Source organism: Pantoea sp. Ep11b, from assembly GCF_040783975.1.
Classification (GTDB): Bacteria; Pseudomonadota; Gammaproteobacteria; order Enterobacterales; family Enterobacteriaceae; genus Pantoea.
The window spans coordinates 3,556,958-3,570,789 of record NZ_CP160631.1 but is presented as its reverse complement, the minus strand read 5'-3'; the positions used below and the strand labels follow the sequence as shown (position 1 = coordinate 3,570,789).

The following is a 13,832-nucleotide window of genomic DNA, read 5'->3' as shown; positions in this document are numbered from 1 at the left end:
GATCAGGGAGCCGGATAGGTATAGCGACGATGGATCGCCTCAATACCTTCCAGGATCTCTGCATTTAAGGTCAGATTGAAGCTGTCGATATTCATCTGCAGCTGCTCAAGCGTGGTGGCACCCAGCAGCGTGCTGGCTACAAATGGCTGCTGACGCACATAGGCGAGTGCCATCTGCGACGGATCGATCTGATGCTGCTGAGCCAGAGCCACATATTCGGCAATCGCCTGCTGTGACTGCTCGCCGCTGTAGCGGGTGAAGCGGCTGAACAGCGTGTTACGCGCGCCTGCGGGCTGTGCGCCGTTGAGATATTTGCCGCTCAGCGTGCCAAAGGCCAGGCTGGAGTAGGCCAGCAGCTCAACCCCTTCATGCTGGCTGATCTCCGCCAGACCCACCTCAAAGCTGCGGTTCAGCAGGCTGTAGGGATTCTGAATGCTGACGATACGCGGCAGCTCATGTTTTTCCGCCAGCTGCAGGTAGCGCATTACGCCCCACGCGGTTTCATTCGACACGCCGATATAGCGGATCTTACCGGCGCGCACCTGTTCAGTCAGTGCTTCCAGCGTCTCCAGCAGCGTCACCTGTGCGGTGGTTTCGCTGTACTGATAGCCGAGCTTGCCAAAAAAGTTGGTCTGGCGCTGAGGCCAGTGCAGCTGGTAGAGATCAAGGTAGTCGGTGTTCAGGCGTTTCAGGCTGGCGTCGAGCGCGGCACGGATATTTTTACGATCCAGCGCCATATCGGGACGAATGGAGGCATCAGCGCCGCGCGTTGGTCCGGCGACTTTGCTGGCCAGAATGACTTTGTCGCGACAACCGCGCTGTTTAAGCCAGCTGCCAATATAGCGTTCAGTCAGACCCTGGGTTTCCGGGCGCGGTGGCACCGGATACATCTCGGCAGTATCAATCAGGTTGATGCCGGAACGGATAGCCAAATCCAGCTGAGCATGCGCGTCGGCTTCGCTATTCTGTTCGCCAAACGTCATAGTGCCCAGTCCCAGCTGACTCACTTCCAGCGTGCTGTGGGGAATACGATGATAGTGCATTGCCAGCGTCCTTTTCTTTATGGAACGGAATGTTGTGTCCTCAGGGACTATAGCGCGAGCAACGGCGGGGAAGGAAGGGGGAAAAGTCGGGGAAATCACCTGTCAGCGGGGAATCGTTGACAGGTGATCAAAACAGGTACTTAACGTTCAATGATCGTTGAGACCTCATCGCTGTTAATCTGCACGGCGTGGCCTGTCTGATCGGTGTATTCCACCAGGCCCGTCTCTTTATCGATGCTGGGCTTCCCCTCGGTCATGATCATCCGGCCATCTTTGGTCGCCATAACATAATCAGAACTGCATCCGCTTAAGCATGCTGCGGTCATTACTATCAGTGCTGCCCCTGCCAACCCTCTCATCACGCCTTATCCTCACAAATCGTCAATTGCAAAAAGTGTAGTAATAAATGGTTTTGCTGGCGGGGTTAATCGAAGGAATCTGAAAATAACCGGGCGAGCAGGCTCGCCCTTGACTTTCTCAGGCGTGCTTTTTCTTACTGCGCATCAGGTTAAGACACTCAACCGCCATTGAGAAGAACATGGCGAAATAAATGTAACCTTTTGGTACGTGCACCGCAAAACTCTCCAGAATCAGGGTAAAACCGACCAGAATCAGGAAAGAGAGCGCCAGCATTTTCACGGACGGATGGCGGTCGACAAACTCACCAATGGCTCGCGCGGCGAACATCATCATAAACACGGCAATCACGACCGCCGCCATCATGATGAACAGATGATCGGAAAGGCCGATGGCGGTGATGACGGAGTCGAGGCTGAAAATGATGTCGAGCATCATGATCTGCACAATCGCGCCCAGGAAGGAGTGCACGCGCGTATTATGTTCGCCTTCGCCACCTTCAATCGTTTCATGGATCTCCATGCTCGATTTCCACAGCAGGAACAGGCCCCCAAACAGCAGGATCAGATCGCGCGCGGAGAAGGGGTGATCCATCAGCGTGAACAGCGGGTTAGTCAGACGCGCGACCCACGCAATGGAAGCCAGCAGGCCCAGACGCATTAACATCGCGCCCATCAGACCGATGCGGCGTGCGCTGGCTTGCTGATGTTTCGGCAGTTTTGCGACCACCAGTGACAGGAAAATGATGTTATCGATACCCAGCACCACCTCAAGGATGGTCAGGGTACCCAGCGCCAGCCAGGCGTTGGGATCAGAAATCCACTCAAACATACCGACATTCAATCCTAAACGAAAAGTAAACGGCGATTATACGCATTCGGTTCGCCGATCTCCCGCAAAATTGCGGTCCTGTCAGTATTGAAGGCGATTCAGAGCAGAAAATGGCGCGCCAGCAGTGGCCCGGTGAAACTCTTTTTGAGGTAAAAGCCGCGCGGCAGGGTCATGATCGGCTGGCCCTGATCGCCAATACCTTCGGTCAGTGCCTTGCTGTTGGCGGCTTTAGGACGGATCTGCAGCCAGGCACCATGGCGTGCCGTGATCTGCTCGACGCGTCCCAGCACGATCATATCCATCAGCTCTTCCCAGTCCTGGCGCAGCATCTCATCTTCTTTCTCGTCCGGGCTCCATAACAGCGGCGCGCCGACACGGCGTTCACGCAATGGGATCGCCCGTTCGCCTTCCACCGGGATCCAGAGGACGCGGGCCAGCTTATGGCGGACATGGCTGGTCTGCCAGGTGACGCCGCTGTTGCCGGTCAGGGGCGCGACGCAGACAAAGGTAGTTTCCAGCGGTTTACCCTGCGCATCAATCGGGATGGTTTTCAGTTCAATGCCCAGATGCGCAAAATCCTGTTCCGCTTTGCTGCCAGCGCAGGCACCAAGGTGCCACTCCAGCAGCATTCCGACCCAGCCTTTATCACGTTTCAGATCGGCAGGCATCGGCAGGCCCGCGCGCGCCGCCAGTGTTTCCAGGGTGAATCCGGCTAACGCCTGGGCGCGTGCCAGCAGGCTGGCTTCGTCTTCGGGTGGTCCGGGCTGGTTACTCATGTTGCTCACTCGTGGTGGTTAAAAAATGTACAGAGGCGGACAGATAAAACCGTTGACGAAAATAAACCGTCTCCGGGAGCGATAATAACATGATTGATCGCGCTTTTTTTACTGCAGAGCCTTTGGGTCATCCACAGGAAGCCCGGGTTATCCCAGCTTACCCGCAAGAATGAACAGGATCTCCAGTCCGGTTATCCACAGAAAAATGGGATAACCCCCCATTGTGTGCGGTACTGGTTCCATTTACAGCCTTGACTTTTCGCGATCTGAGCATAATTTCACCGCTCTGACCTGACTCTGAGCGATTATCTGTGGATAAAAAAGGCAGCGGCTAAATTTTAACCATTTGTCAGCCGTCGCAAAACTATTCGCTGTCTGTAAAAAGCATCCGCATAACCGTTCTGAATTTAATGGCAATATAATCAGTAAGATAATAAGTTTTCTGATTCCGCCTATCCGTTACCCGCCTGGGGGGTTATTCAGTTAACTCCCGCGTTCTGCACAAAGCTATCCACAGAAATAGTGAATAAGATCGATCTTTTTTGCGGTTGTTGTTTATAACTTCGCGATTTTCTGTGAGTTATCCCGATAAATAGGACTTAACCCCTCATGAATCCAGTGGTTTACCGCCTGTAAGGAGTGTGAAACAATCAGCGCATTCAAATTTTGCTTTGAGGTAGTCCGGTGATCGATGATGATGGCTACCGCCCGAATGTTGGTATCGTAATCTGTAACCGGCAGGGACAAGTGTTATGGGCCAGGCGCTTTGGACAGCACTCCTGGCAATTTCCTCAGGGAGGCATCAATCCCGGTGAAACCGCAGAGCAGGCGATGTATCGCGAACTGTTCGAAGAGGTCGGATTACACCGGAAAGATGTGCGAATACTTGCTTCTACCCGTAACTGGTTGCGTTACAAGTTGCCAAAACGTTTGGTGCGTTGGGACACAAAGCCGGTATGTATCGGCCAGAAACAGAAGTGGTTTCTCTTGCAGTTAATGTGTAATGACGCGGATATCAATGTGCAGCACAGCAGCACGCCGGAGTTTGACGGCTGGCGCTGGGTCAGCTTCTGGTATCCGGTACGTCAGGTTGTCTCCTTCAAGCGCGATGTCTACCGTCGGGTGATGAAGGAATTCGCTGGCGTGGTGATGACTATGCAGGAGAGTGCGGGGCAGCGAAATAATCCTGCCCATCGACGTAAGAGAGGATAGGCCACGCCCTTTATGCTCACTCAGTTGCGCGAAATTGTAGAAAAAGTGGCGAGTGCGCCGCGTCTCAATGAAGCACTCGACATTCTGGTCAATGAGATCTGTCTGGCGATGGAAACGGAAGTCTGTTCCGTTTACCTCGCCGACCACGATCGTCGCTGCTATTACCTGATGGCGACGCGCGGACTTAAAAAGCCGCGTGGCCGCACGGTGACGCTGGCGTTTGATGAAGGGATTGTCGGTTTAGTGGGCCGTCTGGCCGAACCGATCAACCTCGCGGATGCGCAGAGCCACCCCAGTTTCAAATATATTCCCTCAGTGAAAGAGGAGCGCTATCGCTCCTTCCTCGGCGTCCCCATTATCAGTCGTCGCCAGCTGCTCGGCGTGCTGGTAGTGCAGCAGCGCGAACACCGTCAGTTTGATGAAAGCGAAGAGTCGTTTCTGGTCACGCTGGCCACGCAGATGGCGACGCTGCTGTCGCAGTCTCAGATGGGGCAACTGTTTGGTCAGTTCCGGCAGACGCGGGTGCGTGCTATTGCGGCAGCACCGGGTGTCGCCGTGGCGCCGGGCTGGGTCGATGAGACACAGCCACTGCTCGATCAGGTTTCCGCCGCCTCCACGCTGGATGTTCAGCGTGAGCGCGAACGTCTGTCGCTCGCCATGAGCGAAGCGGCCAATGAATTTCGTCGCTTCAGCAAACGTTTCAGCGCCAGCGCCCAGAAAGAGAGCGCGGCTATCTTCGATCTCTACTCTCACCTGTTGACCGATGCCCGGCTGAAGAAGGATCTCTTCGCGGAGATCGAGCGCGGATCCGTCGCCGAATGGGCCGTAAAGCAGGTCATCGAGAAATTTGCTAAGCAGTTCGCCAGCCTGAGTGACAGCTATCTGCGCGAACGCGCAGGCGATCTGCGGGTGCTGGGTCAGCGGCTGCTGTTTCACCTCGATGATACGCTGGTCGGGACCAACGCCTGGCCGGAGCGTTTTGTGCTGGTGGCCGATGAGCTGACCGCCACCACCTTAGCGGAGCTGCCGCAGGAGCGGCTGGCGGGCGTGGTGGTGCGTGATGGCGCGGCCAACTCGCACGCCGCTATCCTGACGCGTGCCATGGGCATTCCGACGGTGATGGGGGCAGATATTCAGCCTCATCAGCTCAATAAACGCCTGCTGATCGTCGATGGCTACCGTGGTGAGCTGTTGATCGATCCCGAGCCGGTGCTGGTGCAGGAGTATCAGCGGCTGATCAGCGAAGAGAATGCGCTGAGCAGGATGGCGGAAGGGGTCGTCGACCAGCCGGGTGAGCTGAAAAGTGGCGAGCGCGTGCAGGTGATGCTGAACGCTGGCTTAAGCCCGGAGCATGAGCAGGCGCTGGGCAGCTGGGTGGATGGCATCGGCCTCTACCGCACCGAAATCCCCTTTATGCTGCAGAACGGCTTCCCGTCGGAAGAGGAGCAGGTGGCACAGTATCAGGGCATGTTGCAGCTGTTTCACGATAAGCCGGTGACGCTGCGAACGCTCGATGTCGGGGCTGATAAGCAGCTGCCTTATATGCCGATCAGTGAAGAGAATCCCTGCCTGGGCTGGCGCGGCATTCGCCTGACGCTCGATCAGCCGGAGATTTTCCTGGTGCAGGTGCGCGCGATGCTGCGAGCCAACGCCGCCTCCGGCAATCTCAGTATTCTGCTGCCCATGATCAGTCATATCGATGAGATCGATGATGCAAAACAGCTGATCGATCGCGCCGGACGTGAAGTGGAAGAGATGTTGGGTTACGCCATTCCTGCGCCACGTATCGGCATCATGATCGAAGTGCCGTCGATGCTGTTTATGATCCCGCACCTGGCATCGCGGGTCGATTTTGTTTCAGTCGGGACCAACGACCTGACACAGTATCTGCTGGCGGTGGACCGCAATAACACCCGCGTTGCCAATCTCTATGATTCGCTGCATCCGGCGATGCTGCGCGCGCTGAATGCGATCGCCCAGGAAGCCCGTCTGGCTAATCTCGAATTATGCCTGTGTGGTGAAATGGCAGGCGATCCGATGTGCGTCGCCCTGCTGGTGGGTCTGGGTTATCACCACCTCAGCATGAACGGCAAAAACGTGCCACGCGTGAAATATCTGCTGCGTCATCTGGATTATGAAGAGGCGCAGGCGCTGAGCGAGCAGGGGATGCATGCTCACACCGCCACCGAAGTCCGCCATCTGGTTTCAGCCTTTATGGAGCGGCGCGGTCTGGGTGGGTTGATTCGCGGCGGTCGCTGACCGCCTGGCTCGTCAGGCGATGTTCTGCCATTCCGGCTCCAGTCAGTGCTTACCATCCTCACGTACTCTCTGTACGCTCCGGTGGTTCCGCGCTGTCCCTGTACGGAGTGGCTGCAACGGGTGCCTCCGACGGGGCAGGCTAAACGGGTTATCCGCGTTTACATTTGCGCGGCATTTCACAAAACCGGCTGTGCTATGATGCGCAGCCTTAATTTATGTGCCTGACAACACCCCTTTTCAGGGCTGAAAAATAGACGGTGAATGATGAATAACGGCTATATTGCATTTCCGCAGTTCGATCCGGTGATCTTTTCGATCGGACCGGTTTCGCTTCACTGGTACGGACTGATGTATCTGGTGGGCTTTGTTTTTGCCATGTGGCTGGCGGTACGCCGGGCAAATAAACCTGGCAGCGGCTGGAAGAAAGAGGAAGTTGAGAACCTGCTGTACGCCGGTTTCCTGGGGGTCTTCCTGGGCGGACGTATCGGCTATGTGCTGTTCTACAATCTGCCGCTGTTTTTGGAAAACCCTCTCTATCTCTTCAAGGTCTGGGATGGCGGTATGTCGTTCCACGGTGGCCTGATCGGGGTGATTGTGGTGATGCTGATCTTTGCCCGCCGCACCAAACGCACCTTCTTCCAGGTCTCTGATTTTATTGCACCGCTGATCCCGTTTGGTCTGGGTGCCGGACGTCTCGGCAACTTCATTAACGGCGAACTCTGGGGACGTGTCGATCCGAACTTCCGCTATGCCATGCTCTTCCCCGGCTCACGCAGCGAGGATGTCGCGCTGGCCGCCAGCAATCCGCAGTATCAGGCCCTGCTGAATACCTACGGCGTGCTGCCGCGTCACGCGTCGCAGCTCTATGAACTGGCGCTGGAAGGTATTGTACTCTTTATCATCCTCAACCTGTTTATCCGCAAGCCACGCCCGATGGGCAGCGTCTCTGGCCTGTTCCTGATTGGCTATGGCGCATTCCGCATTATCGTGGAATTCTTCCGCCAGCCGGATGCTCAGCTTGGCCTGTTTGAAGGCGGCATCAGCATGGGCCAGATCCTCTCTGTGCCGATGATTGTTGCCGGCATTATTATGATGATCTGGGCGTATCGTCGTCGCCCGCAGCCCCAATTTCGCGAGGAAAAATGAAACAGTATCTGGATTTAATGCAGCATGTGCTGAACGAAGGCACACCAAAAGCTGACCGTACCGGCACCGGTACGCTTTCAATTTTTGGTCACCAGATGCGTTTCAATCTGCAGGATGGTTTTCCGCTGGTCACCACCAAAAAATGCCATATCCGCTCGATTATTCATGAGCTGCTGTGGTTCCTGAAAGGTGACACCAACATCGGCTATCTCAAAGAGAACAAGGTCTCGATCTGGGATGAGTGGGCGGATGAGAACGGCGATCTTGGCCCGGTCTATGGTAAGCAGTGGCGCAGCTGGGGAACCGCCAGCGGCCAGGAGATTGACCAGTTAAGCCAGGTGATGGAGCAGCTGAAGCGCGATCCCGACTCCCGCCGGATTATCGTCTCTGCCTGGAACGTCGGTGAACTCAGTGAGATGGCGCTGGCACCCTGCCACGCGTTCTTTCAGTTCTACGTGGCGGACGGCAAGCTCTCCTGCCAGCTCTATCAGCGTTCGTGTGACATCTTCCTGGGCCTGCCGTTTAACATCGCCAGCTATGCGCTGCTGGTGCACATGGTCGCGCAGCAGTGCGATCTGCAGGTCGGCGACTTTGTCTGGACTGGTGGCGATACGCACCTCTACAGTAACCATCTGGAGCAGGCGCGCCTGCAGCTGACCCGCGAACCGCGTCCGCTGCCAAAGCTGGTCATTAAGCGCAAACCGGCGTCACTGTTTGACTATCAGTTCGACGACTTTGAGATTGAAGGCTACGATCCGCATCCCGCGATCAAAGCCCCGGTCGCCATCTGATCGATAAAAATGAGAAAGCCCTGGCTCGCAACCGGGGCTTTTTTTTGCCCGCCGAACGCTGAATCTGCGGCACCGCTCGCACGCTTTTGACCGTCACTGTCGATGAGGCCGATTCTCTGCCACCTTCATTCCAGCGTGCCCTAAAATTCCTTGTTTCACCGCTCCGCAGACCGCACTCTGCCGCTATGAAAACCACACTCATACGGGGTTTTACCCTGCCGGAACTGCTGCTGGTGCTGGTGATTGCCGGCACATTAAGTCTCGCGGCACTGCACGGCTGGCAGCGCTGGCAACAACGACAGCAACTGCGCGACAGCGCGCAGCAGCTGCAGGGTTTTCTGCTGCGGGTTCGCGCCCGGGCGAACCGGCACAACAGCGATCTGGTTTTGTGGTCGCGGCCTGGCGCGCCCTGGTGCATTGGTGTCGGCAGCCCTGCCGGTGAATGCCATCCTGGCAACCCGCTGCATTTCGTGGCCCCGCATCCGGATGTGGAACTCACGGGCATCCGGGGAGAGCCGGGTTTTTATGGCCGTCGTAACGTCGCCACGGCGGGCAGCATCGGGCTGGGCAACCGTGCCGGAGGCATAAAACTGATTATCTCCGCCCGGGCCCGTATTCGCCTCTGTATGACGGAGGAGGAGAGCTGTCGTTGAAAGCAAACGGATTCAGCCTGCTGGAGATGCTCATCGCGATGGCAATCAGTGCCGTTGTGATGACCAGCGTTGGACACTTCCTGCCACGACTGCTGGCAGAGAATGCCAGCATGCTGCAGCGGGCGCAGCTGCGCCAGGAGTTACAGCAGATAGTGGCCACGCTGGAAAAGGCGGTGCGGCGAGCCGGATATTGTCATGGCGAATGCGGGCCGGGCGCACTCACCCTTCGCGAGAACTGCCTGCTGCTGCGCTGGGATGAGAACAGTAACGGAAGATGGGAGGCGGTGGGCCATACCGGCAGTGATTATTACGGCTATCGCCTGCGACAGCGGCAGCTTGAGACACAGCGCGGGGTCGATGAGTGTCACTCTGCGGGCTGGGAGCGGCTCTCCGATCCCGCCTTTATGACGCTGGAGCAGTTCAGCATCAGTCGGCAGGATGCCCAGATCAGAATCGTGCTGCAGGGGCGGGCCGGACGCTGGCTGGAAACGATCGAGAGCTGGGTCGAGGGAGAAAATCTGTGAAAGAGCGAGGCAGCAGCGCCCTGGGCATGGTTCTGATGATGCTGCTGATCGGCAGCGTCACGCTGCACGCCAGCCGCAGGCTGTCTGAGCAGGGGATGCGGCTGCTGGCGGATGAACAGCACTACATCAACGATTTCTGGCGGGCACAGTCTGCGCTGCAGTGGGGTTTCTCCCTGCGCTGGTCAGCCAGCGAGACCGCGCACTGTCAGCAGGACGATCGTCACGGCTGGCGCAGTTGTTTACAGCGAGGTGAAAAAGATGAGGCACTGCTTAAAGGCGAGGCCAGCAACAGTGGTATGGCCGTCTGGCACTGGGTCCGGTTACAGGGCCACCAGGTTATCGCACTGCCGCACGGCTGGATCGACTATTGTCCGCTCACGCCGCCTGCCACCTGCCTCTGAATGCTGCGGATTCAGTCTGCCGGAACTCCTGTTTGCGCTGCTGCTGATGGCGCTAAGCAGCAGCACGCTGCTTCACTATCATCGCGCACTGGCGCTGAGCTTCAGCCAGCAGTGGGCGCAGCGTGAGGCATGGCGGGTCGCTGAGCAGCGACTGAACGGGCATGAAGTGGCGGGCTGGACATCCAGTCTGCAACAAAAAGGGGGGCCGTCAGGCTGTACCCTGGAGCAGGCTGACGTCACGGGTCCCTGGCAGCGCCGGGCCACGCTCACACGGCTGCGTTGTTAAGCGCGCCAGGTCGCCCTTTTGATGGGTTTCAACCGCGATACGCGGTAAAGTGACAGGGCCGCAATACCGCAGTCATGTTCAGCGTTATCACAGGAGTTTTCATGTTTCACGTCTATCACTCAAATCAGCTTGATGTGCTGAAGATTCTGGCGGCTGCGGTGATTAAACATGACCCTCTTGATGACCCCTTCGCCTCCGAGATGATCCTGGTGCAGAGCCCCGGGATGGCGCAATGGCTGCAGATGGAGCTGGCGCAAACCTTTGGTATCGCGGCCAACATTGAGTTTCCGCTGCCCGCCAGTTTTATCTGGGAGATGTTTGTCCGGGTATTGCCCGGCATCCCGGTAGAGAGTGCCTTCAGCAAGGCCAGCATGAGCTGGAAACTGATGCACCGGCTGCCGGTCATGCTGGAGCAGGATGAGTTCATCTCGTTACGCCACTACCTTCATGACGACGGTGACAGGCGTAAGCTGTTTCAGCTCAGTTCCCGTGTCGCCGATCTCTTCGACCAGTATCTGGTCTACCGTGCCGACTGGCTCAACAGCTGGGAGCGCGGTGAAAGCATTGACGGGCTGGGAGAGGCGCAGCGCTGGCAGGCCGCCCTGTGGCGCGATCTGGTCAGCTATACTGAAGCCCTGCGCCAGCCGGGATGGCATCGCGCCAACCTCTATGCGCGCTTTATTCAGGCGCTGGAGCAGGCGCAAAGCACACCGGACACGCTGCCAAAGCGGGTGTTTATCTGTGGCATTTCGGCGCTGCCGCCGGTCTATCTGCAGGCGCTGCAGGCGCTGGGCCGTCACATTGATATCCATCTGCTGTTCACCAATCCCTGTCGTGACTACTGGGGCGATATTCAGGATTACGCGTTTCTGGCAAAACTGCAGAGTCGTCAGCGCCGGCGTCACGGAGCAGATGAAACGCGCGCGCTCTTTCGCGATGCAGCGCAGGCACCGGCGCTGTTTAACGACGCCGGGGAACAACAGCTGACGAATCCGCTGCTCGCCTCCTGGGGCAAGCTGGGACGTGACAACCTCTTCCTGCTCAGTCAGATGGAGTCAAATGACGATATCGATGCCTTTGTGGATGTTGAGCCGGACAACCTGCTGCACTGTATGCAGCACGATCTTCTCAATCTGCAGGACAACGCCATCATCGGACTGAACGCCGTGGAACTGGCACACAGCGATCGGAAGCGTTGCCTGGATCCGGACGATCGCTCGATTGCGGTACAGGTCTGCCACAGCGCCCAGCGAGAGGTCGAAGTCCTGCAGGATCATCTGCTGGCGATGATGGAGGCCGATCCCGATTTAAAAGCGCGTGACATCATCGTCATGGTGGCCGATATCGACGCCTACGCGCCTTTCATACAGGCGGTGTTTGCCAATGCGCCAGCCGATCGCTATCTGCCTTTTGCCATTTCAGACCGGCGCGCCAGTCAGGCGCATCCGGCCATTGTGGCGTTTCTGCAACTGCTGGCGCTGCCGGATAGCCGGTTCGTCTCGGAAGATGTGCTGGCACTGCTGGACGTTCCGGCGCTGGCTGCTCACTTCTCTATCGATGAAAGCGGCCTGCGTTTGCTGCGGCGCTGGGTCAGCGAATCGGGCGTGCGCTGGGGGCTGGATGACGCCAGCGTGGAGGCGCTGTCACTGCCGGTTACCGGCCAGCACACCTGGCGTTTTGGCCTGCAGCGTATGCTGCTGGGCTATGCGATGGAGAGCCACAACGGTGACTGGGAAGGGATCCTGCCCTATGACGAGTCGAGTGGCCTGGTGGGAGAGCTGGCAGGGCATCTGGCAGAGCTGCTCTCCCGGCTTAACGACTGGCGACAGCGGCTGGCGGAACCCCGGCCACTGTCGGCGTGGCTGCCTCTGTGCCGTGAACTGCTGAACGCCTTTTTCAGTCCCGACGCAGAAACCCAGGCCGCACTGCTGCTGGTCGAGGAGCAGTGGCAGCAGCTGATCGACTACGGCATGGCTGCGCGCTTTGAAGAGGCGATTCCGGTGGCGCTGTTGCGCGACGATCTGCGCAGCCGGCTTGACCAGCAGCGCATCAGTCAGCGTTTCCTGGCCGGACAGATTAACTTCTGTACCCTGATGCCGATGCGCTCTATTCCCTTCCAGCTGGTCTGTCTGCTGGGGATGAACGATGGCGTCTATCCCCGTACGTTAGCCCCGCTGGGCTTCGATTTAATGCAGCAGCAGTCCCGCAAGGGCGACCGCAGCCGCCGGGATGATGACCGCTATCTCTTTCTGGAGGCGATGATCTCTGCACAGCGACAGCTCTACATCAGCTATATCGGCCGGGCGATTCAGGATAATACGGAACGCTACCCCTCCGTGCTGGTCACAGAGTTGCTGGATTACATCGGACAGAGTTTCTATCTGGAGGGAGACGGTCATCTGGAGCTGGATGAGAGTGCGGAACGGGTACGGAACCACCTGCAGCATCTGCACAGCCGGATGCCGTTTGATGCGGAGAACTTCCAGCCCGCTGCCCGGGTGCAGAGTTTTGCCCGCGAATGGCTGCCTGCCGCGCAGAAAGCGGGGCAGCCACAGCCTGACTTTGTGCAGCCGCTGGCCGCCCCGGAGATTGAGACGCTGACGCTGGAGGCGTTTCTGCGCTTCTGGCGGCATCCGGTGCGCGCCTGGTTCCACCAGCGGCTCGGCGTCAGCTTCTGGCTGGAGGAGAACGAACTGCCTGACAGTGAGCCTTTCGCGCTCGACAATCTGGAGCGTTATCAGATCAATGCGCAGCTGCTGAATGCGCTGGTTGAAGGTGAGGATACAGAACGGCTCTACGCACATCATCGTGCGGCCGGTAATCTGCCGTATGGCGCGTTCGGTGAGCTGTTCTGGCAGGCACAGCGCGAGGAGATGCAGGAAGTCGCTGCAGAAGTGGTTACGCAGCGCAGCGATGGCGAAAGCTGGGAGGTCAATCTGCCCCTGGACCAGGTCAGCTTAACCGGCTGGCTGACGCAGGTGCAGGATGATGGGTTGTTACGCTGGCGGCCCGGCGTGCTCAACATGAACGACGGGCTGTTACTCTGGCTGGAGCACCTGGTTTACTGCGCGCTGGGCGGCACCGGCAGCAGCCGGATGTTTGGCCGTCAGAAAAGCCGCTGGACGTTTCTGGCGGTGCCGCAGACGGAGGCCACTGCGGCGCTGAACGAGTATGTTGCGGGCTATCTGGCCGGAATGCGGCAGCCGCTGATGCTGCTTAACAAAAGCGGGGGCGCCTGGCTCACCGCCAGCTATGACAAAAAAAGTCAGCAGCTGCTTACCGATGAGGCGACGCAGCTTAAAGCGCGTAATCGCCTGCTGACCGCCTGGCAGGGTAACTATCAGGTGGAAGGTGAGGGGGGCGATCCCTATCTGCAGCGTCTTTGCCGGACGCTGGATGAAACGCAGCTGCAGCAGATCACTGAGGCGGCACAGCGCTGGTATCTGCCGGTGCTGACGGCGCATCAGGACGATGAATAACCGCTCAGTACACGTATTAGCACACTGATTGATTACACAGCAATTTTGCTCTGCTTTGAGCCGCCGGGTCAGAA

The 13,832-nt window shown here is 57.9% G+C and carries 13 protein-coding genes; 9 read left to right on the top strand and 4 right to left on the bottom strand.

What is annotated here, in order from left to right:
* Nucleotides 1–2: 2 nt before the first annotated feature.
* The 4 genes from AB1748_RS16745 to mutH form a co-directional block, all read right to left on the bottom strand.
* A complete protein-coding gene (locus AB1748_RS16745) occupies nucleotides 3–1,043 on the bottom strand; it encodes an NADP(H)-dependent aldo-keto reductase (RefSeq protein ID WP_111141760.1) in 1,041 nt (346 codons plus the stop codon).
* Between the two features lie 140 nt (nucleotides 1,044–1,183).
* Nucleotides 1,184–1,402: a YgdI/YgdR family lipoprotein gene (locus AB1748_RS16740; RefSeq protein ID WP_111141762.1), complete on the bottom strand. Its 219-nt coding sequence runs from the start codon at nucleotides 1,400–1,402 to the stop codon at nucleotides 1,184–1,186.
* A gap of 118 nt (nucleotides 1,403–1,520) precedes the next feature.
* On the bottom strand, nucleotides 1,521–2,231 hold the full coding sequence (locus AB1748_RS16735) for a TerC family protein (protein ID WP_293770406.1): 711 nt from the start codon (nucleotides 2,229–2,231) through the stop codon (nucleotides 1,521–1,523).
* 98 nt (nucleotides 2,232–2,329) lie between these two features.
* Nucleotides 2,330–3,007: a DNA mismatch repair endonuclease MutH gene (gene mutH, locus AB1748_RS16730; protein ID WP_111140837.1), complete on the bottom strand. Its 678-nt coding sequence runs from the start codon at nucleotides 3,005–3,007 to the stop codon at nucleotides 2,330–2,332.
* A gap of 684 nt (nucleotides 3,008–3,691) precedes the next feature.
* Between mutH and rppH the strand changes: the two genes are divergently transcribed.
* The 9 genes from rppH (at nucleotide 3,692) to recC (ending at nucleotide 13,758) form a co-directional block, all read left to right on the top strand.
* Nucleotides 3,692–4,219 (top strand): RNA pyrophosphohydrolase, encoded by a 528-nt coding sequence (rppH, locus tag AB1748_RS16725; RefSeq protein ID WP_111140836.1) that lies wholly within the window; start codon nucleotides 3,692–3,694, stop codon nucleotides 4,217–4,219.
* Nucleotides 4,220–4,231: 12 nt separating this feature from the next.
* Nucleotides 4,232–6,478: a phosphoenolpyruvate--protein phosphotransferase gene (gene ptsP, locus AB1748_RS16720; protein WP_111140835.1), complete on the top strand. Its 2,247-nt coding sequence runs from the start codon at nucleotides 4,232–4,234 to the stop codon at nucleotides 6,476–6,478.
* Between the two features lie 264 nt (nucleotides 6,479–6,742).
* Complete coding sequence (lgt, locus tag AB1748_RS16715) at nucleotides 6,743–7,624, top strand: prolipoprotein diacylglyceryl transferase (protein ID WP_111140839.1); 882 nt, start codon at nucleotides 6,743–6,745, stop codon at nucleotides 7,622–7,624.
* Nucleotides 7,621–8,415 (top strand): thymidylate synthase, encoded by a 795-nt coding sequence (gene thyA / locus AB1748_RS16710; protein WP_111140834.1) that lies wholly within the window; start codon nucleotides 7,621–7,623, stop codon nucleotides 8,413–8,415. Before lgt ends, thyA begins: the two co-directional genes overlap by 4 nt.
* 185 nt (nucleotides 8,416–8,600) lie before the next feature.
* Complete coding sequence (locus AB1748_RS16705; protein WP_367395798.1) at nucleotides 8,601–9,068, top strand: prepilin-type N-terminal cleavage/methylation domain-containing protein; 468 nt, start codon at nucleotides 8,601–8,603, stop codon at nucleotides 9,066–9,068.
* Entirely contained in the window at nucleotides 9,065–9,592 is a 528-nt protein-coding gene (locus AB1748_RS16700; protein ID WP_367395797.1) for a prepilin peptidase-dependent protein, read from the top strand. The genes AB1748_RS16705 and AB1748_RS16700 overlap by 4 nt, the downstream gene beginning before the upstream one ends.
* On the top strand, nucleotides 9,589–9,993 hold the full coding sequence (locus AB1748_RS16695) for a DUF2509 family protein (protein ID WP_111140831.1): 405 nt from the start codon (nucleotides 9,589–9,591) through the stop codon (nucleotides 9,991–9,993). The genes AB1748_RS16700 and AB1748_RS16695 overlap by 4 nt, the downstream gene beginning before the upstream one ends.
* A 46-nt stretch (nucleotides 9,994–10,039) precedes the next feature.
* On the top strand, nucleotides 10,040–10,279 hold the full coding sequence (locus tag AB1748_RS16690) for a prepilin-type N-terminal cleavage/methylation domain-containing protein (RefSeq protein WP_367395796.1): 240 nt from the start codon (nucleotides 10,040–10,042) through the stop codon (nucleotides 10,277–10,279).
* Nucleotides 10,280–10,380: 101 nt separating this feature from the next.
* Nucleotides 10,381–13,758 carry an exodeoxyribonuclease V subunit gamma gene (gene recC / locus AB1748_RS16685; RefSeq protein WP_111140830.1) on the top strand — a complete coding sequence of 1,126 codons (3,378 nt, stop codon included), beginning with the start codon at nucleotides 10,381–10,383 and terminating at the stop codon, nucleotides 13,756–13,758.
* Nucleotides 13,759–13,832: the final 74 nt, after the last annotated feature.

Bases quoted from the DNA above. Each gene is read 5' to 3' on its own strand.
- AB1748_RS16745 (WP_111141760.1), bottom strand. From the start codon at position 1,043: ATGCACTATCATCGTATTCCCCACAGCACGCTGGAAGTGAGTCAGCTG.
- AB1748_RS16740 (WP_111141762.1), bottom strand. From the start codon at position 1,402: ATGAGAGGGTTGGCAGGGGCAGCACTGATAGTAATGACCGCAGCATGC.
- AB1748_RS16735 (WP_293770406.1), bottom strand. From the start codon at position 2,231: ATGTTTGAGTGGATTTCTGATCCCAACGCCTGGCTGGCGCTGGGTACC.
- mutH (WP_111140837.1), bottom strand. From the start codon at position 3,007: ATGAGTAACCAGCCCGGACCACCCGAAGACGAAGCCAGCCTGCTGGCA.
- ptsP (WP_111140835.1), top strand. From the start codon at position 4,232: ATGCTCACTCAGTTGCGCGAAATTGTAGAAAAAGTGGCGAGTGCGCCG.
- lgt (WP_111140839.1), top strand. From the start codon at position 6,743: ATGAATAACGGCTATATTGCATTTCCGCAGTTCGATCCGGTGATCTTT.
- thyA (WP_111140834.1), top strand. From the start codon at position 7,621: ATGAAACAGTATCTGGATTTAATGCAGCATGTGCTGAACGAAGGCACA.
- AB1748_RS16705 (WP_367395798.1), top strand. From the start codon at position 8,601: ATGAAAACCACACTCATACGGGGTTTTACCCTGCCGGAACTGCTGCTG.
- AB1748_RS16690 (WP_367395796.1), top strand. From the start codon at position 10,040: ATGGCGCTAAGCAGCAGCACGCTGCTTCACTATCATCGCGCACTGGCG.
- recC (WP_111140830.1), top strand. From the start codon at position 10,381: ATGTTTCACGTCTATCACTCAAATCAGCTTGATGTGCTGAAGATTCTG.